Source organism: Aeromonas sp. D3, assembly GCF_027705025.1.
GTDB classification, from domain to species: domain Bacteria; phylum Pseudomonadota; class Gammaproteobacteria; order Enterobacterales; family Aeromonadaceae; genus Aeromonas; species Aeromonas salmonicida.
Genome location: NZ_JAPDBE010000027.1, coordinates 23,253 through 46,178, shown reverse-complemented (window position 1 = coordinate 46,178; position 22,926 = coordinate 23,253). Strand labels below are relative to the sequence as shown.

Here is a 22,926-nt window from a genome sequence, read left to right as displayed (position 1 = left end):
TTTCAGCGGGTCAGGGGGACGGGAAGGGCGCGCAGGATTGTCTGATCACCAAGTCTGGATCAACAGTGATCAGGTGGTTATCCACTGTCACTCCATTGATACGTGCCAGCAGCCGGGTAACGGCGAGGCGCCCTAGCTCCTCCTTGGGTTGATTGATGGTGGTGAGTGGCGGTGACAGATACTGCGCCAGCGCCACATTGTCATAACCGACGATGGAGATGTCCTGCGGTATGTTCAAGCCCGCCTGATGGGCGGCACTGATGGCCCCCATAGCCATCATGTCGTTGAAGATAAACAGGGCGCTCGGCCGTTTGGGCTGGGCCAGCAGGCGCTGCATGGCATTGAAACCACTGGCACAGTCGAAATCTCCCTCCTGGATCCAGGCCGGATTGACGGTCAGACCCGCTTCCTGCATCGCCTGCTCAAAGCCAGCCTGTCGCTGATTGGCGGGGGCTCGGCTGTGGGGGCCCGTGATGCAACCGACATCGGTGTGACCGAGTGCCAGCAGATGGCGGGTGGCCAGATAACCGCCGCGATGGGAGTTGTCGGCGATGAGGTCCACGTCCTTGCTCTCCATGCCCCAGTCCATCACCACAACGGGCAGGCTCTTGAGCCAGTCTAGCTGGTTGAACACCTCCTGTTGCCCCTCGCTGCACATGATGAGCAGGCCGTCGACCCGCTTGCGCAACATCATTTTGAGGTAGGAGAGCGCCGTCTCGGCCTGACCTTCGGTGTTGCCCAGCATCAGGTTGTAGCCCTGCTCGAAGCAGTAGCGCTCCACCCCGCGCACCACCTCGGCAAAGAAGGGGTTGCTGGAGGTGGTGACCAGCATGCCGATACTGTTGGTCTCCTTCACCTTGAGGCTGCGGGCCACCAGGCTGGGGGCATAATTGAGTTCGCGCATGGCGGCAAAGACCCGCTCACGGGTCTCTTGTGCCACGAAGCGGGTCTCGTTGATAACATGGGAGACGGTAGTGGTGGAGACCTCTGCCCGCGCCGCCACCTCCTTGATGTTGGCCATCAGTGCCCCTGCGCAGTCTGGGCAAGCAGGAAGGCGTCGACCTCAACCTTGCTTGGGATCGAGCTCTGGGCGCCGAACTTGGTGACAGAAAGCGCCGCCGCGCCGTGGGCAAAGCGCACCGCTGCGTTGAAGTCCGCACCGGCAAGCTCGGCGGCCAGCAGGGCGCCGTTGAAGGTATCGCCCGCGGCCGTGGTGTCTACTGCCTCAACTCGAAAACCCGGGATGAGCTGTTGCTGCTTGGCATTGCTGCAATAGACCCCTTGGGAGCCCAGGGTGATCATCACATCGCTTATTCCCATCTGGTGGAAGCAGGCGGCCGCCTGAGCCGCGCTGGCCTCGTCGCTCACCTTGACGCCGGTCAACAGCTCGGCTTCGGTCTGGTTGGGGGTGATGAGATCCACCAGCGCCAGCAGCTCGCTAGAGAGCGGCTGGGCGGGCGCCGGATTGAGTACCACACGGGTGCCGTGGGATCTAGCCAGCTTGGCGGCTTCAAACACGCTTTCAAGCGGCACTTCCAGCTGCAGCAGCAGGGTATGGGCATCGGCAATCATGGCTTCATGCCGTTTGACCATGGCAGGAGAGAGGGCGCCGTTGGCCTCGGCGGAGATGCCTATGCTGTTTTCCCCCTCGTCGCTCACATAGATGATGGCGATGCCGGTGGGCAAGGTCTCATCGAGTTCTACTGCACTGACGTCTATGCCATCTTGCTCGAAACCCTGGCGCATCTGCTGGCCGATGGCGTCATCACCGATGCGGGCAATAAAGGAGACAGGGGCGCCGAGACGTGCGGCAGCCACCGCCTGATTGGCCCCCTTGCCACCCGGTACCACCTGATAGCTGTGGCCGGTCAGGGTTTCACCGGGGCGAGGAAAATGAGGGACGCGCAGTACATGATCCGCATTGACACTGCCCAGAACAACGAGACGATTCATTCTTATCACCCTTGATTTGGAACATCTTGGTTTGAGTGGGCCCAAGCCAAGATGCACAGCTGATGGAAACTCAAGAAACAAAGGGGGAGGCCAAGCTCCCCCCTGTCACATTACTTGCTGACGATTTGCAGCGGTACCGGGATGGATTTTTCTACCGGCTGACCCTTGAGTACCTTGTCGGCGGTTTCCACGCCGATGGCACCGATCAGGGCCGGTTGTTGCGCTACTGTGGCGGCCAGTTTGCCACGGGAAACGGCGGCCTTGCCATCATCAGTGCCGTCGAAGCCGACGATCATCACCTCTTTGCCGGCCGCCTGTACGGCGCGGATGGCACCCAGCGCCATTTCGTCGTTCTGGGCAAACACGGCTTGCACGCCCGGGTGCGCGGCCAGCAGGTTTTCCATGACGTTCAGCCCCTTGGTGCGGTCAAAGTCGGCAGGCTGGGAGGCCAGCACTTCCAGCTTGTTGGCAGCCACGGCCAGGGCGAAACCTTCGCCACGGTCACGGGCGGCGGAGGTACCTGCGATCCCCTCTAGCTGGATCACCTTGGCGCCAGCGCCCAGTTTCTGGGTGATGAAGTCGCCAGCCAGCTTGCCGCCAGCCACGTTGTCGGAGGCAATGTGGGCTTTGACCTCACCTTGTGCGGCACCGCGATCCAGGGTCAGCACAGGGATGTTGGCCTTGTTGGCCAGGCGGATGGCATTGCCAACGGCCTCGGAGTCGGTCGGGTTGATCAGGATGGCGTTGACCTTGCGCACGGTGAGATCTTCCACGTTGGAGAGCTCCTTGGCCGGGTCATTCTGGGAGTCCAGTACCACCAGTTCATAACCAAGCTCCTTGGCTTTGGCTTCGGCCCCCTCTTTCATGGTGACGAAGAAGGGGTTGTTGAGGGTGGAGACCACCATCGCCAGGGTCTGATCGGCGGCCTGGGCGGTGCCCAGCACAGACATGATGGCGGCAGCGAGCAGGGTATTGAGCTTTTTCATCATTTCATTCCTTGTGTGTGTGGCATGGCTTAGGTTGTTATCGATTGCTTTTGTTATCGACCATCACGGCGAGCAAAATGACGCTGGCCTTGGCGATCATCTGGTAATAGGACGAGACGTCGAGCAGGTTGAGGGCGTTGTTCAGGAAGCCGATGATGAGGGCCCCTATCAAGGTCCCCATGATGCGACCCTTGCCCCCCATCAGGCTGGTACCACCCAGCACAACGGCGGCGATGGCGTCCAGCTCGTAGCCCATGCCGGCCGTCGGCTGGGCAGAGGAGAGGCGGGAGGTGACAATGAGGCCAGCCAGCGCCGACAGCATGCCACACAGACCATATACGGCGAGTTTGACCCTGGCCACATTGATGCCGGAGAGGCGGGTGGCAGATTCGTTGCCGCCCAGGGCATAGATGTAACGGCCCAGACGAGTGTGGTTGAGCAGGTACCAGGCCAGCAGGAAGACGATGGCCATCAGCCAGATGGGCACAGGCAGACCAAGCAGGTAACCGGTACCGAGCCAGGCGAAGTGATCGGATCCCTCGCTAAACCCGGTGGAGATGGGGCGCCCCTCGGTATAGACCATGGTCACGCCGCGCAGGGCTGTCATGGTGACCAGGGTGGCGATGAATGCCTGCACCTTGCCCTTGGCAATGATGAGGCCGCTGATGCCGCCGAGCAGGGCACCGGCCCCCAGGGTCAGTGGCACCACCAGCGCTATGGGCAGCTCCATCGCTACCATGGTGGCTGCCAGGGCGCCGCACAGGGCCAGCACAGAGCCGACAGACAGATCGATGCCGGCGGTGAGGATGACCAGCGTCATGCCGACCGCCATGATGGCGTTGACTGACGTCTGGCGCAGTATGTTGAGCAGGTTGTCGGCCGTGAAGAAGTTGGGGCTCAGGAAGGAGACCACGCCAATCAACACCAGCAGGGCGACCAGGGATTTGTTCTCAATCCACCAGGCCTTGCTCATGATGCCGCGGCGGGAAAGGGTTTGGGTTGTCATTGAAAGGCCTCTTGCTCTGATTGCCACTGTTTACCGACTGCCGCCGCCATCAGTTTCTCCTGATTGGCGTCCGCGGACATGAATTCTGCGCTGATGCGCCCTTCGTGCATCACCATGATGCGATCGCTCATGCCGAGCACTTCCGGCATCTCGGAGGAGACCAGGATGATGCTCATCCCCTCCTGCTTGAACTGGTTGATGAGCTGGTAGATCTCTTTCTTGGCCCCCACGTCGACGCCGCGGGTCGGCTCATCCAGGATCAATACCTTGGGCTTGGTCAGCAGCCCCTTGGCGATGGCCACCTTCTGCTGGTTGCCACCGGAGAGCAGCTTTATCAGCTGATCCTGACTCGGGGTCTTGATGTTGAACAGGCGCACATAGTCGCTCACTGCCTGGCGCTCGGCCTTGCCGTCGATCTTGCCGCCACGGATGAACTCATCGAGGGCGCACAGGCTCATGTTTTCCCGCACCGAGAGTTCCAGCACCAGCCCATCCCCCTTGCGATCTTCGGAGATATAGGCGATGCCGACGGCCAGCCCATCGGCAGGGGTGCGTGGCACCATGACCTTGCCATCGACCTCGACAGCGCCGGCGCTGATGGGACTGGCCCCGTAGATAAGTTTCATCAGCTCGGTACGGCCTGAGCCCATCAGGCCACTGAAGCCCAGTATCTCCCCCTGACGCAGTGAGAAGCTCACCCCGCGCACACCCGGGCCAGCCAGATCTTTGACTTGCAGGCTGACAGGACCCAGTTCCCGATGCAGGCGCGGGTACTGCTCTTCCAGCCGCCGACCCACCATCATCTCGATGATCCTGTCTTCATCGAGATCGCTCACTGCTTTCTCGCCGATCCATTTGCCATCGCGCAGCACGGTAACCCGGTCGCAGATCTGGAAGATCTCCTTGAGGCGATGGGAGATATAGACGATGCCGCAGCCCTGCTGGCGCAGTTCGCGGATCACGGTGAACAACTGCTCTGTTTCGGTGTCGGTCAGGGCATCGGTGGGCTCATCCATGATGATGACGCTGGCATCGAACGAGAGGGCCTTGGCAATTTCCACCATCTGCTGTTCACCAATCGACAGCTCTCCGAGCCGGGTATCCGGACTGTGCTTGACGCCGAGACGACCGAGCAGGCTGCTGGCGCGCTCGCGCAACTGCTGGTGGTCAATGCTGCCAAAACGGGTACGCGGTTCGCGGCCAAGGAAGATGTTGGCGGCAATGGAGAGCTCCGGCAGCAGGTTCAGCTCCTGGTGGATGATGCTGATGCCCTGATCCTGGGAGTCGCGGGGACCCTTGAAGTGCACAGGCTGGCCGCGGTAACTGACGCTGCCCGCGTCGGCTTGATAGATGCCGGTCAGCACCTTCATCAGGGTGGATTTGCCGGCGCCATTCTCGCCGAGCAAGGCCATCACCTGGCCCGGGTAAACCTTGAGTCCTGCCTCATCGAGGGCGCGGACACCGGGAAAGGTCTTGACGATCCCGGTCAGCTCCAGAATGGGCGAGGGGGGCGTGTCAACGCTCCCGGTGAGCCCCAAAAGGGGGGAGGGGGTTGTGCTCATTGCAGCTTCCTTGAAGAGGCTTAAAACGCCACGCCGGCGCAGAGAATGAGGTTGGCATAGGGCGTTACTTCGCCGCTGCGTACTATCGCCTTGCTCTGGCGGGAGCGGGTCTTGAACTCCTCATGCAGGCAATATTCGATGGCAATGGGTTTGCCTTGCTCGAGCGAGTGGGTCTCGATCTGATCGAGCAGGGCTTGATGGGTGTCAGGGCTGATCAGCTTTATCTCGCTGGCCATGATCACTTTTTCCACCACAAGATCCGTCAGTAGCGCTTTCAGCACTGTCTGCAGGTTGGGGGTGCCCGCCATCAGCGCCAGATCGATGCGCTCCGGCCCCGCCGGCATGGGTAATCCCGCATCGCACACTGTGATCTCGTCGGTGTGGCCCATCTGTGCCACCAGGGCACTCAAGGGAGCATTGAGCAGTACGCCTCGTTTCATAACAGCACCTCGGCAGACTTGCGTCTGCGTATCTGATGTTTATCAAGGCAACCGGTTACGCAACCGGTTGCGTCATGAGGTAAACGATAGGCGCTAAGGCACGCTTGATCTACAGGGAGATGACAGAAATGTGAAAACGATCCCAATGCCGGGGGAAAAGAATAAAAAGAGGTGCCAGACAGCGTACAGGCACCCATATGCAGAGGATTGAAGGAGAGAGGGGTCAGAGGGCGAGGGCCTGCTGCACGCCGGGGCGTGTGAGCATCTGTTGATAGTGGGCTGCTACCCTGGGGAACTCGCTGATGGCCACCCCATCGCTTTCGAGCCAGCCGGCGACCACGAACAGGTAAATGTCGGCAAGGCTGAAGCGCTCCCCCAGCACCCAGGGGCCGACCAGATAGTGGCGTTCAATGTCGGCAAAGCCATCGCGCATGTTTTGCGGCACCTTGGCCTGCATGGCGGCGACAGCCTGTTCATCATCGGCCCAGCGACTGCCGCGGCGACCGTGAGCGTGGGAGACATGCACGGTGGAGGCGAGGAAGCTGTTGACCTCCTGCATGCGGGCCAGCAGGAAAGGGTCATCCAACGGGGCAAGCTTGGCATCGGGAAAGCGCTGCGCCACATAGATCAGCAGTGCCGGGGTTTCAGTCAGCACGCCGCGCTCGGTAACAAGCGCCGGCACCCGGCCTTTGGGATTGATGGCGAGATAGGCGGCAGAGCGCTGCTCCCCCGCCGCCAGATCGAGTCGCTTGACCTGATGGTGGGCCCGGGCCTCGGTCAGCGCTATGTGTACGGCCATGGCGCAAGTGCCAGTGGCGAGATACAGGGTCAAATCAGACATGCATGTCTCCTTGTGAAGTGTGTTCTCCTCGCGTCATCCTGATGGGGAAGGGCGGAGGCAGTCAGCAAATGCGGTATATCTGTTGGCATCCTACGCCCATCACAACGGTGGGCCAAGGCGGGAAAGGAAGGAAGTGAACCGGCCTGCGCTTATGAAATCAAAGGCTTTCCCACCAGCAGATAAGGGGAAAAACGGCTACGCATACCGGGTCAAATCGCTATAATGTGCCCCCTGAATAGTGTTTTTCTGATGTTGGATAGTCCATTGAGTAATAAAATGCGGATCGGTGGTTCCCTCGAGCAATCCCTGAGTCAGGGATATCGCCTCGACCTCAAGGGGGTACTGCAAGAGAGTTGGCAACAGACGCGCCGTACCGGTTTTGGCCTGCTGCTGGCCATAGTAGGGGTTACCTCCATCTGGATGTTGCTGAGCAATACCCTGCTGGCGCCTTACGTCAATCAGGAAGGGGGGATGGATATTGCCCTGGTGTTGAGTCTGCTCATCACCATCATGATGGCCCCCATGACCTCGTCCCTCGACATGCTGGGATTGCAGCAATCGGTCGGCGTCCGTGCCCGTCCGAGCCAGGTATTCGATTTCTTTCGCCACTTCCTGCGCCTCGGCAGCCTGAGCCTGCTGGGCAGCATGATCACCAGCCTGTTCGGTCCTCTGTTTGAACTGGTGGGCTTGCCGGTGATGCTGGCGTTCATACCGTCTGCGCTGATCGGCATGGGGCTGGTGTTTACCGTGCCGCTGGTGCTGGAACGCGGCTTGTCACCGGTGCAGGCCATTCTGGTGTCGCTCAAGTTGTTTGCTCGCGGCTGGCCCAGCATAGTGCTGCTGCATGGTGTCATGCTGGCGCTGTTTTTCCTGGCGCTGCTCCCCATGGGCCTGGGGCTTATCTGGGTGGCTCCTCTCTACTTCAACTGCAAGGGGATCCTCTATCGGGATCTGTGCGGGGTCGCGGTAGAAGTGACCGAAGTGAGCGAAGGTCCCGATCATTTCAGCGCTTGACCGACGTATGCAGTGCCAAGAGATGGCACACCAAGATTTCAACGCATGACGAGTGCGTGATGCAAAAGGATGGCACATGAAGATGGCTCGACATGGCGTAGCGGCAAGCTTGCTGCTGTTGCCCACCCTGGGGTTTGCACAGCCTTCACTGGATCTGCAATACAGTACTTTCTACAGCCAGATGAAGACCTTTGCCAAGGGGGAGTTTGGTCATGCCAGGCTGGGGTTTTATCTGACCGATCAACAAAATGGACAGCGTTGCCTGCTTACCTCGGCCCGGGTTTCTACCCTGGATCGGGACGTGGCTGCCGAGGTGACGGTAGACAGCGAGCTGCGGCTGCCCTACGACGATGATCTCAATCTGGACAAAGCGACCGTGGTGGTGGGCTTGACCGAGGCGCACGCTGCCTGCGATCTCTCGGTGCAGGTGATGGCCGATGCCCCGCCCGTGTCAGGCAGCCAGTGGGAGCTCAAGGTGGCCGAGGTGGTCAAGCGCCAGCAGGATATGCAGGCCCTGCTGAGCAAGCTGGCCGGCATGGTCGGCAAGTATTTCCTGCCCGAGATGGCGGGTGTGCGGGTGACACTGGTGCAACCGACTGGCACTGCCTATCTGGTTGATGGCGCCCGCCAGCTGCCGCTCTCCTGGCAAGAGGGGCAGTTGCTGCTGAGCAACGCACAACTGGCAGACTTCGCCGCGGGCAAGCTGCAACTGAAGGGGGACATACTGCGACTGACCCCCTGGTTGCACAAGGGCTGAGCAAGCGTCACGCCAAAAAGATAAAAAGGAGCGCCTGGCGCTCCTTTTTCGTTGCAGATTTCGTTACCGATTGTGCAGTGCCTAGCGCACTTCAATCACATCCAGCACGTTCATCTCGTCGATGTTCAGCAAGGGGGCTGTCGGCAGTTCGGGCGGATCAAATGCCTTGTCGCCGCCATCTATGATGCCGGAGTCTCGGTTGATGCTCTTGAAGTCGAACAGCTTGTGATCGAGCAGGTGGCTCGGGATCACGTCCTGAATGGCGGTGAACATGGTTTCGATACGACCCGGGAAGCGGCGATCCCAATCCTGCATCATCTGCTTGATGGCCTGACGCTGCAGGTTCTCCTGTGAGCCGCACAGGTTGCAGGGGATGATGGGGAAGGCCTTGACCTCGGCGTAACGTACCAGGTCTTTCTCCTTGCAGTAGGCCAACGGGCGGATCACCACGTTCTTGCCATCATCGCTCACCAGCTTGGGCGGCATGGACTTGAGCTTGCCGCCGTAGAACATGTTGAGGAACAGGGTCTCAAGGATGTCATCCCTGTGATGGCCGAGGGCAATCTTGGTGCAGCCCAGCTCTTGCGCCGTGCGATAGAGAATACCTCGACGCAGGCGGGAGCAGAGGGCGCAGGTGGTTTTGCCTTCCGGTACCTTGTCCTTGACGATGGAATAGGTATCTTCTTCGACGATCTTGAAGTCAACGCCCAGGGTCGCCAGGTACCCAGGCAGCACATGCTCGGGGAAGCCAGGTTGCTTCTGATCCAGGTTGACGGCCACCAGATCAAAATGGATGGGGGCGCTTGCCTTCAGGCTCATCAGGATGTCGAGCATGGCAAAGCTGTCTTTGCCGCCGGACAGGCACACCATGATCTTGTCGCCCTCTTCAATCATGTTGAAGTCGGCGATGGCCTGACCTACGTTGCGCCGCAGGCGCTTTTGCAGTTTGTTGAAACTGTATTTATCTTTGGCGTTCAGCTCTTCTAGCATGCTCGTAAAACCCGGGACACAAATAAGCGCGTTATTATAGCCATGTCCCGGGGGAGGGCAAGGTGCCAGGATGAAAGGCGCCTTATGATTGACGACGCCGGCTGTCTACCGGGCAGCTGTAATCGTCGGGTTTGAGGATCAGGATGTCGCAGGAGAGCCTGTCTACCACGTGTTCGGCGGTATTGCCGAGCAGGGCGGCAGAGAGGCCGGTGCGACCGACACACCCCATGATCATCAGGGTGGCTTGCAGGTCGTCAGCCAGGTCGGGCAACACCTCTTCCGGCAATCCTTCCGCCACCCGGGTCCACAGATGGCCTATGCCATATTTGTCGGCATGGCTCAGCAGCAGGCTCTCATGGTGTTTGCGAATAGCCTCGTTGTAAGCGTTGGGGTCGAACTCCGGCAACTCTATGGCCACATTGACCGGGGTACCGGGATAGGTATTGACCAGATACAGGTTGGAGCCGAGCAACTCGGCGATGCCAATGCCTTCCTCCGTGATCCGTTCGTTCAGCACTTTCTGATCCTGATCGTCGCTGGAGCAGTTGATGGCCGCAATGATGTTGCCACCCCGTTGCCAGTGGCCCTCTTTGACCAGCAGGACAGGGCAGGGGCACTTGCGTAGCAGATGCCAGTCGGTCGGAGTAAAGATGAAGGTTTGCAGGAAGGAGTGATGATGGGTCGCTTTGACCACCAGATCATGGCGATTCTCCAGTACTTCCTGAATGACACACTCGAAGGGGCGATTGTGCCAGACCACCTTGACTTCGTAGTCCAGTCCCTTGGCACGGTAGGGTTTGAGAATGTCGTCTAGCCATTCACGACGCTGGGCGATCACGCCGTGGCGCATCTCTTCCCGTTCATCCACCGACAGCATGGCGGTCATTTCGTACGAGAAGTCATAAATAGTGAGTAACAGGGTCAGTTGAGCGCCTTCATCGAGCTCAGCTACTTTGACCGCACGTTCGAGGGCAACTTGCCGCTCTTCTTCCGGGTTGATAACAACCAGAATTTTTCGGTACTTGACCATGTTCTCTTCCTCCTTGGCAAAAATACCAATGATGACAAACCTTTAGCCATTACAGCTTAGCTCAGGAGGAGGCAGGGGGACATGTGCCGGATCAAATTTCAGACTAAACCGATCCGGCAACGAGGGCAGACAGAGGGGAAATTAACCGCAGGCAGGACGGGGGGCGCCAGCCATGACGCCGAGGGCCATCTGATCCAGCACGGTAATGTATTTGCCTTTGACGCTGATGAGGCCAGACTTCTGAAAACGGCCAAGCAGACGGCTGATGGTCTCCACCGTGAGGCCGAGATAGTTGCCGATATCACCCCGGGTCATGGAGAGGCGGAATTCCTTGGCGGAGAAGCCGCGCTCGGAGAAACGCACCGACAGATTGTGCAGGAAGGCAGCGAGGCGCTCTTCTGCATTCTTCTTGGAGAGCAGCAGTATCATCTCCTGATCGCCCATGATTTCGTTGCTCATCAGTCGCATGATTTGCTGGCGCAACTTGGGGATCTTGCCGGAGAGATCGTCGAGTACGTCGAACGGGATCTCGCACACCATGGCCGTTTCCAGCGCCTGGGCAAAGGACGGATGCGCATGCTTGTGAATGGCATCAAAGCCAACCAAGTCCCCTGCGAGGTGAAAAGCGGTTATCTGCTCGTCACCCTGTTCTGTGATGGTGTATGACTTGATGGTCCCGGAACGGATCGCATAGAGCGACTTCAGCTCATCGCCGGCTTTGAACAGCTCCTCACCCTTCTGGATCGGCTTCTTGCGCTCAATGATGCTGTCGAGCTGATCGAGTTCACTGTCGTTCAGAGTGAAGGGAATGCAGAGCTGGCTGATGCTGCAATCCTGGCAATGAATTGCACAGCCACCGCTCTGAATACGTCTGCCAGGTTTCTTTTCCGGGATCATAGGCTCATACGAATAATTGATTTATATCAAACAAGTTTACCATCAACTCATCCGTTTTGGATAGGGTTTCAAAAGGACGCTATCCCGACCCAGAGGGTATGCAGCCCATATGCAATGAGCAAAACAGCCCCGCCTTGACGCAAACTGCGCAAGGTCAGCCAGTAGCGCAGCCGGTCCGCCAGTCCCCCCAGTGCAAAGAGTGTCGGCAGTGTCCCCATGCCAAAGCAGAGCATGATCAGTGCCCCGCCACTGGCAGAGCCAGCTGCGGCACTCCAGGTCAGCATGGAGTAAACCAGACCGCAGGGCAGCCAACCCCATATCATGCCGAAAGGGAACGCCTGCCAGGCCGAGGTGAAGGGAAGAAACTTGCCTGCCAGCGGCTTGATCCGTGGCCAGAGTCGGGCACCGATCCGCTCGAGCAGCAGTATGCCTTGCCACCAGCCGGCAAGGTACAGGCCGAGCGCTATCATCAAGAGCGCCGCCATCAGCCGCAATCCGGCGATGGCATGTTTGCCTGCACCGAGCTCGCTGGTGGTGGCCAGCAGCCCGCCTACCAGAGCGCCAGCGATGACATAGCTGAGGATCCGCCCCAGGTTGTAGTTGAGGAGATAGCCAAGTCGGCCCCAAAAGTGCTGTTTCTCGGGGGGAATGGCCATGGAGAGGGCGGCCGAGACGCCACCACACATGCCGATGCAGTGGCCAGATCCTGCAAGCCCCACCAGCAGGGCCCCTACCAGATCAAGGCTGGCGGTCATCGGACTTGGACTCGATGGGTTTCTGGGCAGGTTTGTCTTCATCAAACAGTATGTTGGATCCCTGGCGGTCGAGATCTTCAAACTGCTCGGAGCGAATGGCCCAAAAGAAGACGGCGCCTGCGATGATGACAAACAGGATGGCGATGGGGATCAGGACGAAGATGATGTTCATGATGCAAGCCTTGCTATGAGAGTGGTCATGGTAAACCAGTTACCGGCCAGGATCCCTCTTCATTCAATATGTGTTGGCGCGCTCATATTCGCATGAGCACGCCGTCTTCACGGTTCAGCGATTGAGCCTCATGGAGTTGGTGACCACGATGAGGGAGCTCAAGGACATGCCAGCTGCCGCCAGATAGGGGGGTAACCAGCCGCTGGCCGCCAGCGGCAACACCAGCAGGTTGTAGCCGATGGACCAGGCGAAGTTCTCCTTGATGATCTTGCGAGTGCGGATGGCCAGGGTGCGGGCGTCCAGCAGGCGCGACAGGTCATCGGCCAACAGGATGGCATCTGCGCTGTTTTTCGCCAGATCCGTGCCGCCCGCCATGGCAAAAGAGGCGTGGGCTCCAGCCAGTACAGGGGCATCGTTGATGCCGTCACCCACCATGATGCTGATATCACCTTGGGCTTCGCGCGCCTTGAGGTAGGCCAGCTTGCCATCCGGGGTGACGCCTTTTACCAGCTCATCCACTCCAAGCTCGCGGGCCACTTCGTCGGCCTGGGCAGAGCTGTCACCGGTGAGAATGGTGGTCTGCAAACCGGCGGCCTTGAAGGCCTGGATCAGGGCCCTCGCATCCGGGCGCATTGTATCGGCCAGGATAAAGCGGGCCAGCACTCGGGATTCATCCGCCAGATAGATGGCAAGGCCCTGGCTGGCGGTGTGCTCTGTGGGCAGAGCCAGCCAGCGGGCGCTGCCGATGCGATAATGCTTGCCTGCCACACCCCCCTCAATACCGTGGCCGATGACTGGGACCACCTCGCTTGCAGGCAGCAAGACGTCGTCGGCTGCCGTGCTTTTAAACGCGCGGGCGATGGGGTGCTCGGAATAGGCTTCCAATGCCCGTGCGATGGAGAGGCATTGATCTTCGCTCAGCTCCGCCAGCACCGTTGTGCTGGTCAGGCTGATATTGCCGGTGGTCAGGGTGCCGGTCTTGTCCATCACTATCCGGTTGGCCTTGGTCAGCACGTCCAGCACATGGCCGCGACGCAACAAAATACCGGAGCGAGTGAGGCGTGCGGTGGCCGAGGTGAGGGCGGTCGGCGTGGCCAGCGACAGGGCGCAGGGGCAGGTGGCGACCAGCACGGCCAGGGTGACCCAGAAGGCTTGCTCCGGTTGATGGAAGTGCCAGAAAGTCCACACGGCTGCGGCAATGATCAACAGCACCAGAATGAAGTGACGGGAGAGCACATCCGCCATCTGGGCGATGGCCGGCTTGTCATCGAGGGCGTGATCCTGCAGCCGCATGATCTGGGCGATGCGCGACTCTTCGATGCGATGGCTGACCCTGATCTGAAGCGGTGAATCCGTGTTGATGGTGCCGGCATAGACGCTGTCGCCCACCTGCTTGAGCAGTGGCAGTTGCTCGCCGGTCAGCATGGATTCGTTGAGGCTGGCCTGTCCCTCGACAATGATGCCGTCCGCAGGCAGGGTTGCACCGGCCAGCACCCGTACTCTATCCCCCACCTGCAAGGTCTTGGCCGCCACCTCGTGCTCCCCCTCCTCATCAATGCGGGTGGCCATGATGGGCACTAGCCGTGCCAGGTTGGAGCTGGACTCGGACGCCTTGCGCCGAGCCCGCAACTCCAGAAAACGGCCCAGCAGCAAGAAGAAGACAAACATTGTGATGGAGTCGTAATAGACCTCACCTGTGTTGAAGACGGTGGCCCACATGGAGGCGACGAAGGCACCGATCAGTGCCAGCGACACCGACACGTCCATGGAGAGGTGGCCCTGTTTCAGGCTACGCCATGCCCCCACGTAAAAGGGCTGGGCCGAATAGATCATGATGGGGGTCGAGAGCAAGAGGCTGATCCACTTGAAGTAGACCATGAACTCATCCTCGACACTGATGAAGAGATCCATGTAGAGCGCCACGGCGCACATCATCACCTGCATGGACCCCAGGCCCGCCAGCGCCAGCCGGAACATGTAGTTGCGCACTTCTTTGGCGTAAATAGCCTCTTGGCTGTGGGTCTGGAAGGGGTAGGCACGGTAGCCTATCTTGGCGAATCCCTTGAGAATGTCGCTCAACGAAAGCTGGACCGGATCCCACTTGATGCGGGCGCGGTGAGTAGTGGTGTTGACATTGATGTAGTGCAGACCGGCAAGGCCAGTCAGATGGCGCTCGATAAGCCAGGCACAGGCGGCGCACGTAAGCCCCTCAACGCTGAGCTGGATCTCGCGCACCCTGTGGCTGCCAGTGCCACTGTTGGTGACAAAATCCTGTTGCACTTCGGCAAGATCATAATGGGTGAGGGCCGCCAGCTCTTCGGGCACCAGTTCTCCCCTGGTTCCGGGCGCTGTGCGGTGATCGTAATAGCTGGAGAGACCGCACTCCATGATGGTTTCTGCCACGGCCTGACAGCCCGGGCAGCACATGGGCTGCACTATGCCTTTTATCTCGAGGGCATAGTGGCTGGCGGCGGGAACCGGCTCGCCGCAATGAAAGCAAGCCTTCATGGTGTGTTACCCCGGGGGATGGCGAGCAGGGCACCTGGACTGTTGGCGGGAACCGGCTCGCCACAGTAAAAACCGCCTGTCATGACTTAACGCCCTTTGGGATCGAGTTCGACGGGTGCTGTGGTCGGGAGCTGGACTGTCTCTTGCAACCGCCACTCATGGTCGAAGGCATCGACCCGTATATGCCACTTGCCACTCAAGGGCTGGTCGAGCAGCAGGCGATAAACGCCGCTGGCGTCAGCAGTCACCATGTGTTCGCTGTCCATGCCGGCCAGGGTCGGGTGAAACAGGGATAGGTAGAGGGCCTGACGGGGCGGGATCTCTCCCGAGAGGGGCTTGAGAGTCAGCTCGTTGCCGCTCACTTCCAGCGCTATGCGGATATTGAGCGCTTCGGATCGATCGAACTTGCTCAAGTCCTGATTAATCTCTTTGCCTTGTTTGTAATAGTCTTCTGCGACCAGATTGACGCCATCCTTGCTGGCGATGATTGCCGTGCTGATGCCGGCAATCACGGCGGCGGCCGGGAGGGCGATGATAAACCAGGGCCAAAATTGGCGATACCAGGGTTGGGACATAGTGCTACTACCGTGAAACCTGTGATTAACGAAATAGAGGGGATTTAGCCAACACAAGATAACAAAAAGCCTCGAAGAGTCGAGGCTTTTTGCTGAGTAATCACGTGCTTATCACATGTTACTGCTGATTTTACTTGTCGGTGTGGGACAAGCTGTAAACGTAGGAGGCAAGCAGGTGCACCTTGTCTTCACCCAGAATATCCTGCCAGGCTGGCATGACACCGTGACGACCGTGGGTGATGGTCTGCTCGACCACCTGACGGGAACCGCCATACAGCCAGATGTTGTTGGTCAAGTCTGGGGCACCGAAGGCGATCCCTCCCTTGGCATCCGGACCGTGACAAGCGGCGCAGACGGCAAAGCGGGCTTCCCCTTTCTTGGCTTCCACCAGGTCAACCTTGCGACCGGACAGACCCAGCACGTAGGAGGTCACTTCCTTGACGCCATCCTTGCCCAGGATCTCGCCCCAGGCTGCCATCACACCCTGACGACCGCCCATGATGGTGGTCTTGATCTGGGCAGGCTCTCCGCCCCATTGCCATTCGCTGTCGGTCAGGTTCGGGAAACCGCGACCGCCGCGAGCATCGGAACCGTGGCACTGGGAACAGTTCTGCAGAAACAGGCGTTGTCCGACTTTCAGTGCTTCCGGATCCTTGGCGATCTCGGTGATATCTTTGTAAGTCTTGCCGTCTGTCTGATAGGTCAGCTCGCGGAACTTGGCGCCGTAGATCTCGTCAGCCTTGAGCAGCTCACGGTCGTACTCCACCGCACGCCCTTCAGCCTTGGCAGAGGCTGCCGCCGCCTTTGACTCTGCCAGGGAGCGAACATCCTGATTGGAGCTCTGCCAGCCCAGCAGACCCTTCCAGTTGCCCAGGCCCGGGAAGGCCAGCAGGTAGACCAGGCCGGTGACGATGAAGAAGATGAACATATAGGTCCACCACTTCGGCAGCGGATTGTTGATCTCTTCGATGCCGTCGAAGGCGTGTCCCATGGACTTGCCTTCCTCTACACCCATCTTGTCCCGCAGGCACCACACCAGCAGCAAGAAGCAGCCGAGAATGGTTCCCAAACTTATGACGGTCACAAAAATGCTAAACAAAGTGCTCATTATTGTTTCGCTCCTGCGTTCTTGTTATCAGCACCGGGTTGCTCGTCATCGGCAAAAACCAGGTTGGCTGCCTCGTCGAAAGAGGCCTTGCGGCGTTTGCTGTATGCCCAGACGATGATGCCGATCATAATGGCCATCAACAGCAGGGTATAAAGGCCGCGAAATGTGCCGTAATCCATATCCTGACTCCTTATTTCAGGGCATGACCCAGTGATTGCAGATAGGCTACCAGCGCATCGAGCTCTGTCTTGCCCTTCACGGCGTCGCCTGCACCTTGCACGTCGGCCTCTGTGTAGGGCACGCCAAAGTGATCACGGAACAGGGCCAGCTTTTTGCCGGTCAGTTCACCTGTCATCACAGTGGTATCGAGCCAGGGGTAGCCAGGCATGTTGGACTCAGGCACCACATCGCGCGGGTTGATGAGGTGAGCACGGTGCCAGTCGTCAGAGTAACGACCGCCCACACGGGCCAGGTCCGGACCCGTACGCTTGGAGCCCCACAGGAAGGGGTGCTCCCACACACTTTCACCAGCGACCGAGTAGTGACCGTAACGCTCGGTTTCGGCCCGGAACGGACGGATCATCTGGCTGTGGCAGTTGGTACAGCCTTCGCGAATGAAGATGTCGCGTCCTTCCATCTGCAGGGCGGTATAGGGCTTGAGGCCCTCCACCGGCTCAGTGGTCTGCTTTTGGAAGAACAGCGGGGTGATTTCAACCAGCCCCCCCAGGCTGATGGCGAAGATGATGCCGACCACCAGCATGGGTACGCTCTTTTCAAAGATCTCGTGACGGTTATTGTTGCTCATGGGTTGACCTCTTCAATCATGCGGGCGTGGCGACAGGTTCCAGGGAACCCTTGGGCGCAGAGATGGTGCGGTAGGCGTTGTAGGCCATCAGCAACATACCGGTGACAAAGAAGCAGCCACCCAGGAAGCGCACGAAGTAGAAGGGATAAGAGGCCTGCAACGCTTCCACGAAGCTGTAGGTCAGGGTGCCGTCATCGTTGACTGCACGCCACATCAGACCCTGCATCACACCGGAAATCCACATGGCAACGATGTAGAGTACTGTCCCCACGGTCGCCAGCCAGAAGTGCACGTTGATCAGGCGAATGCTGTACATGCGGCCCTGATCAAACAGGTTCGGGATCAGGTGATATATGGCACCGATGGATACCATGGCAACCCAGCCTAGGGCACCAGAGTGAACGTGGCCCACTGTCCAGTCGGTGTAGTGGGAGAGGGCATTGACTGTCTTGATCGCCATCATGGGGCCTTCGAAGGTGGACATGCCGTAGAACGACAGGGACACGATCAGGAAGCGCAGAATGGGGTCATAACGCAGTTTGTGCCAGGCACCGGACAGGGTCATGATGCCGTTGATCATGCCACCCCAGGAGGGAACGAACAGGATCAGGGACATCACCATGCCCAGAGACTGAGCCCAGTCAGGCAGGGCGGTATAGTGCAGATGGTGAGGACCGGCCCAGATATAGAGGGAGATCAGCGCCCAGAAGTGCACTATGGAGAGGCGGTAGGAGTAAACCGGACGTCCCGCCTGCTTGGGCACGAAGTAGTACATCATGCCAAGGAAACCGGCAGTCAGCAGGAAGCCAACCGCGTTGTGGCCATACCACCACTGCACCATGGCATCCATGGCACCGGAATACATGGAGTAGGACTTCATGCCGGAAAGTGGCACTTCCATGTTATTGACGATGTGCAGCACGGCAACCGTGATGATGAAGGCGCCGAAGAACCAGTTCGCCACATAGATATGGGTGGTGGTGCGCTTGACCAGGGTGCCGAAGAAGACCACGGCATAGGCAACCCAGACCACTGTGATGGCGATGTCGATAGGCCATTCCAGCTCTGCGTACTCCTTGGCGGAGGTGAATCCCATCGGCAGCGAAATGGCGGCAGAAAGGATAATCGCCTGCCAACCCCAGAACACGAAGGAGGCAAGCTTGCCTCCAAACAGTCTGACCTGACAGGTGCGTTGCACCACATAGAAGGAGGTCGCCATCAGTGCGCTACAGCCAAATGCGAAGATAACCGCATTGGTGTGCAGAGGGCGCAGGCGGCTGTAAGTCAGCCAGGGAGTGTCGAAGTTGAGGGCAGGCCAGATCAGCTGGGCTGCTATCAGTACGCCAACCGACATGCCGACAATTCCCCAGACAATTGTCATGACGGTGAACTGGCGAACAACGGTGTAGTTGTACTCAGGATGGTTAGTTATATGGCTCATCGTTGTATTCCGCTTCCGATGCTGCTGTTGTTTGATTTTTGTGTCCAGTGACATGGACCGACATCATTGGCTACTGCTCTGCCTCTTGTTAACAACTGTTAATGAAAGGAAAAGCAAAAAGTAGCTAAATGAAAATTCAATGGGAATGATACTGAACCGACAGGTAAAATAACAGTATAAACAGTGATATATTTGGCTCCGTCGGGTCCCGCCTGCTTAATAAATTACCTTGCGCGAGATCACGAAATGTCATTTTTCAGGCATCTTAAAAGGTTGTTTTTTCATGAAAGAGAGACTCACTTCACGCAAAATTGTGCACTTGGCGATCGTCCTGGCTATTTTGCTCGGATTGGTTGCCTATCGAACCTGGTTTGGCGGGGGGCAGGCCCAGGTGGCGGGATCAGAAAAAGATCAAATCTGCGATCTGTCTCACACCTCATGCAGCACGGTTCTGGGTGACAAACCCTTGACCGTCAGTATTGCGTCGCTGCCGGTACAGGCCGAACATGACTTCATGATACTGCTTCAGGGCGGGGATCCGGAGATCAAACCGGTAAAAGCCTGGCTGGAGGGGCGGGACATGTTCATGGGCACCATACCGCTCAGTTTCGAGTCCACAGGCACTGGCTGGCAGGGGACGACCATGGTGGGATCCTGTACCTCGGCGATGATGGTCTGGCTGCTCAATATCGAGTGGAGCAATGGCCAGCGCCAGCAGCTGGCGCTCTCGGTTGCCCGCTAAATCCTCTTCTTTAATAAGAAGAGGATGGGGTTGAAGTGAAAATTGATTTGAAATTTTCAGGCAGGGCGTTACCTTGCACAGATTATCAAGGAGTGAAGTTCATTTAATCATGATTGAAAAACAAGCATTTTATCGCGGACTCAACCAGCAAGCGCAGGCGCTGCTGGAAGGGGAACCGGACCTCATTGCCAATCTGGCCAATCTCTCCGCCTTGCTGGCACTGGAGCTGACCGACATCAACTGGGTGGGTTTCTACCTGTTGCAGGGAGATACTCTGGTACTCGGGCCCTTCCAGGGCAAACCGGCCTGCGTGCGTATTCCGGTCGGGCGTGGGGTATGCGGCACTGCGGTTGCTGAGGGTAAAACCCAGCTCATTGACGATGTGCATCAATTTGAAGGGCATATCGCTTGCGATGGTGCCAGCAATGCCGAAATCGTGATCCCGGTGCGCCGTGGTGGCGAGATCATCGGCGTACTCGATATCGACAGTCCAATTTTTAACCGTTTTGATGAGAAAGACCGGATTGGACTCGAAGAAACGGTGCAAATATTGGAAAGCATGCTCTAAGTCATTGCTAGATGGTTCGCAAAAGGCCCCAAGCTCTCTATAATGGGGCCTTTGTTGTGTTGTGCTCGGGCGTACCCGCGCGTTTATATGAAAGCCAAGGTTATACATGGAAAACACTGAAAAGCTGAAGAACAGTAAAGAGATCGTTGCCTACCTGGTCGAGAAGTTCCCGGCCTGCTTCATCGCTGAAGGAGAGGCCAAGCCGCTCAAGATTGGCATCTTCCAGGATTTGGCCGAGCGTCTCGCTGACGATGCCAGAGTCTCCAAGACCATGCTGCGCTCTGCACTGCGTCAATACACCTCCAGCTGGCGTTACCTGCATGGCCTCAAAGCCGGCCAGGCCCGTGTCGATCTGGACGGCAACCCGGGCGAGCTGCTCACCGAAGAGCACATCGAGCACGCCAAGCAAGCGCTGAAAGAGAGCAAAGAGCGTGTCTTTGCCAGCCGTCGCACCAACAATAAAGAAGAGAAGGCCAAGCAGCCCCGTCGTCCTGCCCCGCGCAAGGCCGATGCTGCCGCCAAATCTGACAAGCCAAAGGCCGCACCCAAGGCAGTCGTTGCCGATGCGCCTCTGGTGAAGGTCGATGCCGCCAATCTGAAAGTGGATCAGGGTGTCAGGGTCGTGCTGGGCAAGTCTCCGGTGCCGGCGACCATCAAGGAAGTGACCAAGGATGACGTTCAGGTCCAACTGCAGACCGGCATGATGCTGCGGGTCAAATTTGAGCATCTGGTTCTCTAAGGAGACAAATGTTGAAGCATGGCGTAATTCGTTTTTCCCTCGTTGCCTGTAGCCTGGCGCTTGCCGGGCTTGCACAGGCCATCGAGCCGGTGCTCAAGGAAAGTGATTTGCCTGTGTTGGCTCAAGAGAGCCAACATGCTACGGCTAGCAAGCGAATTGCCAATCTGTTTACCCGCTCGCATTACAAGCAGTTCAAGCTGGACGATGCCTTTTCCTCCGTGATTTACGACAAGTATCTGGAGAATCTGGACTACAGCCGAAACCTGTTTTTGGCCTCTGATATCAGCCGCTTTGAAAAGTACCGTAACGGCTTTGACACCGATCTCGAAAGAGGACGGCTGGCGCCTGCTTACGAGATGTTCAATCTGAGTCAGCAGCGGCGCTATGAGCGGTTCGAATACGCCCTCAAACTGCTCGATACCCCTTTCGATTTTACCCAGCCCGACAATTACCTCTTTGATCGGGAAGGGGCGGCTTGGCCCAAAGATGAAGGCGAACTCAACGAGTTGTGGCGCCAGCGGGTCAAGTTCGATGCCCTGAGCCTCAAGCTCAGCGGCAAGGAGTGGCCCGAGATCAAGGAGCTGCTTGGCAAGCGTTACAACAACGCCATCAAGCGGATGTCCCAGACCGAGAGCGAGGATGTGTTCCAGCTCTTCATGAACTCCTTCGCCCGTGCCATCGAACCGCACACCAGTTATCTCTCCCCGCGCAGCGCCGATCGCTTCAATACCGAGATGAACCTCTCGCTGGAAGGCATCGGAGCCGTGTTGCAGGCAGAGGATGACTTTACCGTCATTCGCTCCCTGGTGCCGGGTGGCCCGGCTGCCAAGTCCAACCACCTCAAACCCGATGACAAGATCACCGGGGTAGGGCAGGACGATGGCAAGATTGTCGATGTGATTGGCTGGCGTCTTGATGACGTGGTCGAGCTTATCAAGGGACCCAAAGGCAGCAAGGTCAAGCTGGAGATCCAGCGCGGCAAGGGCGCCGGCGTCAAGACCGAGCAGATCGAGCTGACCCGCGACAAGGTGCGCCTGGAAGACAGGGCCGCCAAGTCCAAAGTGATCACAGCGGAAGGCAAGAAAATTGGGGTGCTCGAAATCCCGAGTTTCTACGTCAACCTGCACGATGACGTGATCAAGGAGATCTCCAGCCTCAACAAGCAGAAGATCGAAGGCCTGATCGTCGATCTGCGCGGCAACGGCGGCGGTGCGTTGACCGAAGCCTCTGCCCTGAGCGGTCTCTTCTTTGCTGGCGGGCCCGTGGTGCAAATTCGTGATCACATGGGCCGTATCACGGTCAATGGCGATGACGATGGCAACATCTATTACGGTGGCCCCATGTCGGTGATGATCGACAGGTACAGCGCGTCTGCATCCGAGATCTTTGCCGCTGCCATGCAGGATTATGGTCGCGCCCTGATCCTCGGCGAAAACTCGTTTGGCAAAGGCACAGTGCAGCAGCATCGCAGCCTCGCCAAGGTCTATGACTTCTACGAGCAGCCCCTGGGTCACGTGCAATACACCATTGCCAAGTTCTACCGGATCAACGGTGGCAGCACCCAGAACAAGGGCGTCGCTCCCGACATCGGTTTCCCCACTGCGGTAGCACCGGATGAGACGGGTGAAAGTCGCGAGTTCAACGCCTTGCCCTGGGACAAGATTGCCTCGGCCAGTTACGAAAAACTCGGTAACTTTGCCAGCCTTTTGCCCAAGCTGAAAACGGCCCACGAGGCACGGATCGCCAAGGATCCCGAGTTTGCCTATGTGATGCAGGACATCGCCGACTACAAGGTGGAGCAGGACAAGAAGTCTGTCTCCCTCAATGAGGCGGAACGTCTGGCAGAGCAGGCCAAGCAGGACGAGAAGGCGCTGTTGCGCACCAATGAACGTCTGGCACGCCTTGGCAAACCTGCGGTGAAGAGTCTCGACGAATTGCCGGCTGATTTTGAAGCCCCCGACGAGTATCTGATCGAAGCGGCCAATATCACGGCGGATCTGGCCAAACTCAGCAAACAAGGCTGACGTTGGCTTGGCA

The 22,926-nt window shown here is 58.3% G+C and carries 24 protein-coding genes; 6 read left to right on the top strand and 18 right to left on the bottom strand.

Going from position 1 to position 22,926, the window contains the following annotated elements:
* Positions 1 to 10: 10 nt before the first annotated feature.
* From OKC28_RS15445 to OKC28_RS15415, 7 genes are all read right to left on the bottom strand, one after another.
* The gene (locus tag OKC28_RS15445) at positions 11 to 1,021 is read right to left on the bottom strand and encodes a substrate-binding domain-containing protein (protein WP_021138709.1); all 1,011 of its coding nucleotides are present in this window, start codon (positions 1,019 to 1,021) and stop codon (positions 11 to 13) included.
* On the bottom strand, positions 1,021 to 1,953 hold the full coding sequence (gene rbsK / locus OKC28_RS15440) for a ribokinase (RefSeq protein ID WP_021138710.1): 933 nt from the start codon (positions 1,951 to 1,953) through the stop codon (positions 1,021 to 1,023). Before rbsK ends, OKC28_RS15445 begins: the two co-directional genes overlap by 1 nt.
* 110 nt (positions 1,954 to 2,063) lie before the next feature.
* On the bottom strand, positions 2,064 to 2,939 hold the full coding sequence (gene rbsB / locus OKC28_RS15435) for a ribose ABC transporter substrate-binding protein RbsB (protein WP_021138711.1): 876 nt from the start codon (positions 2,937 to 2,939) through the stop codon (positions 2,064 to 2,066).
* Positions 2,940 to 2,976: 37 nt separating this feature from the next.
* Complete coding sequence (gene rbsC / locus OKC28_RS15430) at positions 2,977 to 3,945, bottom strand: ribose ABC transporter permease (RefSeq protein WP_021138712.1); 969 nt, start codon at positions 3,943 to 3,945, stop codon at positions 2,977 to 2,979.
* Positions 3,942 to 5,507, bottom strand: a complete 1,566-nt coding sequence (gene rbsA / locus OKC28_RS15425; protein ID WP_021138713.1) for a ribose ABC transporter ATP-binding protein RbsA — start codon at positions 5,505 to 5,507, stop codon at positions 3,942 to 3,944. Before rbsA ends, rbsC begins: the two co-directional genes overlap by 4 nt.
* Before the next feature lie 20 nt (positions 5,508 to 5,527).
* Entirely contained in the window at positions 5,528 to 5,947 is a 420-nt protein-coding gene (rbsD, locus tag OKC28_RS15420) for a D-ribose pyranase (RefSeq protein ID WP_021138714.1), read from the bottom strand.
* A 223-nt stretch (positions 5,948 to 6,170) separates the two neighbouring features.
* The gene (locus OKC28_RS15415; RefSeq protein ID WP_021138715.1) at positions 6,171 to 6,788 is read right to left on the bottom strand and encodes a glutathione S-transferase family protein; all 618 of its coding nucleotides are present in this window, start codon (positions 6,786 to 6,788) and stop codon (positions 6,171 to 6,173) included.
* 276 nt (positions 6,789 to 7,064) lie between these two features.
* Between OKC28_RS15415 and OKC28_RS15410 the strand changes: the two genes are divergently transcribed.
* A complete protein-coding gene (locus tag OKC28_RS15410; protein ID WP_021138716.1) occupies positions 7,065 to 7,802 on the top strand; it encodes a hypothetical protein in 738 nt (245 codons plus the stop codon).
* Positions 7,803 to 7,878: 76 nt separating this feature from the next.
* A complete protein-coding gene (locus OKC28_RS15405; protein WP_021138717.1) occupies positions 7,879 to 8,559 on the top strand; it encodes a DUF2987 domain-containing protein in 681 nt (226 codons plus the stop codon).
* An 81-nt stretch (positions 8,560 to 8,640) separates the two neighbouring features.
* On the opposite strand, the gene ttcA is transcribed toward OKC28_RS15405, so the two are convergent.
* The 11 genes from ttcA to ccoN form a co-directional block, all read right to left on the bottom strand.
* Positions 8,641 to 9,549 (bottom strand): tRNA 2-thiocytidine(32) synthetase TtcA, encoded by a 909-nt coding sequence (ttcA, locus tag OKC28_RS15400; protein WP_021138718.1) that lies wholly within the window; start codon positions 9,547 to 9,549, stop codon positions 8,641 to 8,643.
* Between the two features lie 82 nt (positions 9,550 to 9,631).
* Entirely contained in the window at positions 9,632 to 10,579 is a 948-nt protein-coding gene (gene uspE / locus OKC28_RS15395; protein ID WP_005315586.1) for a universal stress protein UspE, read from the bottom strand.
* A 141-nt stretch (positions 10,580 to 10,720) separates the two neighbouring features.
* On the bottom strand, positions 10,721 to 11,476 hold the full coding sequence (locus OKC28_RS15390; protein ID WP_021138719.1) for an FNR family transcription factor: 756 nt from the start codon (positions 11,474 to 11,476) through the stop codon (positions 10,721 to 10,723).
* Positions 11,477 to 11,544: 68 nt separating this feature from the next.
* A complete protein-coding gene (locus OKC28_RS15385; protein ID WP_021138720.1) occupies positions 11,545 to 12,231 on the bottom strand; it encodes a sulfite exporter TauE/SafE family protein in 687 nt (228 codons plus the stop codon).
* Entirely contained in the window at positions 12,215 to 12,403 is a 189-nt protein-coding gene (gene ccoS, locus OKC28_RS15380) for a cbb3-type cytochrome oxidase assembly protein CcoS (RefSeq protein ID WP_005315597.1), read from the bottom strand. The genes OKC28_RS15385 and ccoS overlap by 17 nt, the downstream gene beginning before the upstream one ends.
* 114 nt (positions 12,404 to 12,517) lie before the next feature.
* Positions 12,518 to 14,911: a heavy metal translocating P-type ATPase gene (locus OKC28_RS15375; RefSeq protein WP_256688344.1), complete on the bottom strand. Its 2,394-nt coding sequence runs from the start codon at positions 14,909 to 14,911 to the stop codon at positions 12,518 to 12,520.
* A gap of 86 nt (positions 14,912 to 14,997) precedes the next feature.
* Entirely contained in the window at positions 14,998 to 15,486 is a 489-nt protein-coding gene (locus tag OKC28_RS15370) for a FixH family protein (RefSeq protein ID WP_256688343.1), read from the bottom strand.
* A gap of 130 nt (positions 15,487 to 15,616) precedes the next feature.
* Positions 15,617 to 16,594 carry a cytochrome-c oxidase, cbb3-type subunit III gene (gene ccoP / locus OKC28_RS15365; RefSeq protein WP_159166398.1) on the bottom strand — a complete coding sequence of 326 codons (978 nt, stop codon included), beginning with the start codon at positions 16,592 to 16,594 and terminating at the stop codon, positions 15,617 to 15,619.
* Positions 16,594 to 16,773: a CcoQ/FixQ family Cbb3-type cytochrome c oxidase assembly chaperone gene (locus OKC28_RS15360; RefSeq protein ID WP_005315611.1), complete on the bottom strand. Its 180-nt coding sequence runs from the start codon at positions 16,771 to 16,773 to the stop codon at positions 16,594 to 16,596. The genes ccoP and OKC28_RS15360 overlap by 1 nt, the downstream gene beginning before the upstream one ends.
* 11 nt (positions 16,774 to 16,784) lie before the next feature.
* The gene (ccoO, locus tag OKC28_RS15355; RefSeq protein ID WP_005315614.1) at positions 16,785 to 17,399 is read right to left on the bottom strand and encodes a cytochrome-c oxidase, cbb3-type subunit II; all 615 of its coding nucleotides are present in this window, start codon (positions 17,397 to 17,399) and stop codon (positions 16,785 to 16,787) included.
* A gap of 16 nt (positions 17,400 to 17,415) precedes the next feature.
* A complete protein-coding gene (gene ccoN / locus OKC28_RS15350; RefSeq protein ID WP_270690134.1) occupies positions 17,416 to 18,840 on the bottom strand; it encodes a cytochrome-c oxidase, cbb3-type subunit I in 1,425 nt (474 codons plus the stop codon).
* Positions 18,841 to 19,123: 283 nt separating this feature from the next.
* On the opposite strand from ccoN, the gene OKC28_RS15345 reads away from it, so the two are divergent.
* The 4 genes from OKC28_RS15345 to prc all read left to right on the top strand — a co-directional run bounded on the left by OKC28_RS15345 (position 19,124) and on the right by prc (position 22,913).
* Positions 19,124 to 19,582, top strand: coding sequence for a hypothetical protein (locus tag OKC28_RS15345; protein WP_021138724.1), 459 nt, complete (start codon positions 19,124 to 19,126; stop codon positions 19,580 to 19,582).
* A gap of 109 nt (positions 19,583 to 19,691) precedes the next feature.
* The gene (locus tag OKC28_RS15340) at positions 19,692 to 20,150 is read left to right on the top strand and encodes a GAF domain-containing protein (protein ID WP_005315627.1); all 459 of its coding nucleotides are present in this window, start codon (positions 19,692 to 19,694) and stop codon (positions 20,148 to 20,150) included.
* 106 nt (positions 20,151 to 20,256) lie between these two features.
* A complete protein-coding gene (proQ, locus tag OKC28_RS15335; RefSeq protein ID WP_017412180.1) occupies positions 20,257 to 20,889 on the top strand; it encodes an RNA chaperone ProQ in 633 nt (210 codons plus the stop codon).
* Between the two features lie 8 nt (positions 20,890 to 20,897).
* A complete protein-coding gene (prc, locus tag OKC28_RS15330; protein ID WP_021138725.1) occupies positions 20,898 to 22,913 on the top strand; it encodes a carboxy terminal-processing peptidase in 2,016 nt (671 codons plus the stop codon).
* The last annotated feature ends 13 nt before the right edge of the window (positions 22,914 to 22,926 follow it).

What these genes read in the sequence shown, in the direction of transcription:
- OKC28_RS15415 (WP_021138715.1), bottom strand. Translation starts at nt 6,788, where the DNA reads ATGTCTGATTTGACCCTGTATCTCGCCACTGGCACTTGCGCCATGGCC.
- prc (WP_021138725.1), top strand. Translation starts at nt 20,898, where the DNA reads ATGTTGAAGCATGGCGTAATTCGTTTTTCCCTCGTTGCCTGTAGCCTG.
- uspE (WP_005315586.1), bottom strand. Translation starts at nt 10,579, where the DNA reads ATGGTCAAGTACCGAAAAATTCTGGTTGTTATCAACCCGGAAGAAGAG.
- ccoO (WP_005315614.1), bottom strand. Translation starts at nt 17,399, where the DNA reads ATGAGCAACAATAACCGTCACGAGATCTTTGAAAAGAGCGTACCCATG.
- rbsK (WP_021138710.1), bottom strand. Translation starts at nt 1,953, where the DNA reads ATGAATCGTCTCGTTGTTCTGGGCAGTGTCAATGCGGATCATGTACTG.
- OKC28_RS15370 (WP_256688343.1), bottom strand. Translation starts at nt 15,486, where the DNA reads ATGTCCCAACCCTGGTATCGCCAATTTTGGCCCTGGTTTATCATCGCC.
- OKC28_RS15375 (WP_256688344.1), bottom strand. Translation starts at nt 14,911, where the DNA reads ATGAAGGCTTGCTTTCATTGCGGCGAGCCGGTTCCCGCCGCCAGCCAC.
- ccoN (WP_270690134.1), bottom strand. Translation starts at nt 18,840, where the DNA reads ATGAGCCATATAACTAACCATCCTGAGTACAACTACACCGTTGTTCGC.
- OKC28_RS15345 (WP_021138724.1), top strand. Translation starts at nt 19,124, where the DNA reads ATGAAAGAGAGACTCACTTCACGCAAAATTGTGCACTTGGCGATCGTC.
- OKC28_RS15390 (WP_021138719.1), bottom strand. Translation starts at nt 11,476, where the DNA reads ATGATCCCGGAAAAGAAACCTGGCAGACGTATTCAGAGCGGTGGCTGT.
- ttcA (WP_021138718.1), bottom strand. Translation starts at nt 9,549, where the DNA reads ATGCTAGAAGAGCTGAACGCCAAAGATAAATACAGTTTCAACAAACTG.
- ccoS (WP_005315597.1), bottom strand. Translation starts at nt 12,403, where the DNA reads ATGAACATCATCTTCGTCCTGATCCCCATCGCCATCCTGTTTGTCATC.
- rbsA (WP_021138713.1), bottom strand. Translation starts at nt 5,507, where the DNA reads ATGAGCACAACCCCCTCCCCCCTTTTGGGGCTCACCGGGAGCGTTGAC.
- rbsB (WP_021138711.1), bottom strand. Translation starts at nt 2,939, where the DNA reads ATGAAAAAGCTCAATACCCTGCTCGCTGCCGCCATCATGTCTGTGCTG.
- proQ (WP_017412180.1), top strand. Translation starts at nt 20,257, where the DNA reads ATGGAAAACACTGAAAAGCTGAAGAACAGTAAAGAGATCGTTGCCTAC.
- OKC28_RS15360 (WP_005315611.1), bottom strand. Translation starts at nt 16,773, where the DNA reads ATGGATTACGGCACATTTCGCGGCCTTTATACCCTGCTGTTGATGGCC.
- OKC28_RS15410 (WP_021138716.1), top strand. Translation starts at nt 7,065, where the DNA reads ATGCGGATCGGTGGTTCCCTCGAGCAATCCCTGAGTCAGGGATATCGC.
- rbsD (WP_021138714.1), bottom strand. Translation starts at nt 5,947, where the DNA reads ATGAAACGAGGCGTACTGCTCAATGCTCCCTTGAGTGCCCTGGTGGCA.
- OKC28_RS15385 (WP_021138720.1), bottom strand. Translation starts at nt 12,231, where the DNA reads ATGACCGCCAGCCTTGATCTGGTAGGGGCCCTGCTGGTGGGGCTTGCA.
- rbsC (WP_021138712.1), bottom strand. Translation starts at nt 3,945, where the DNA reads ATGACAACCCAAACCCTTTCCCGCCGCGGCATCATGAGCAAGGCCTGG.
- OKC28_RS15340 (WP_005315627.1), top strand. Translation starts at nt 19,692, where the DNA reads ATGATTGAAAAACAAGCATTTTATCGCGGACTCAACCAGCAAGCGCAG.
- OKC28_RS15445 (WP_021138709.1), bottom strand. Translation starts at nt 1,021, where the DNA reads ATGGCCAACATCAAGGAGGTGGCGGCGCGGGCAGAGGTCTCCACCACT.
- ccoP (WP_159166398.1), bottom strand. Translation starts at nt 16,594, where the DNA reads ATGAGCACTTTGTTTAGCATTTTTGTGACCGTCATAAGTTTGGGAACC.
- OKC28_RS15405 (WP_021138717.1), top strand. Translation starts at nt 7,879, where the DNA reads ATGAAGATGGCTCGACATGGCGTAGCGGCAAGCTTGCTGCTGTTGCCC.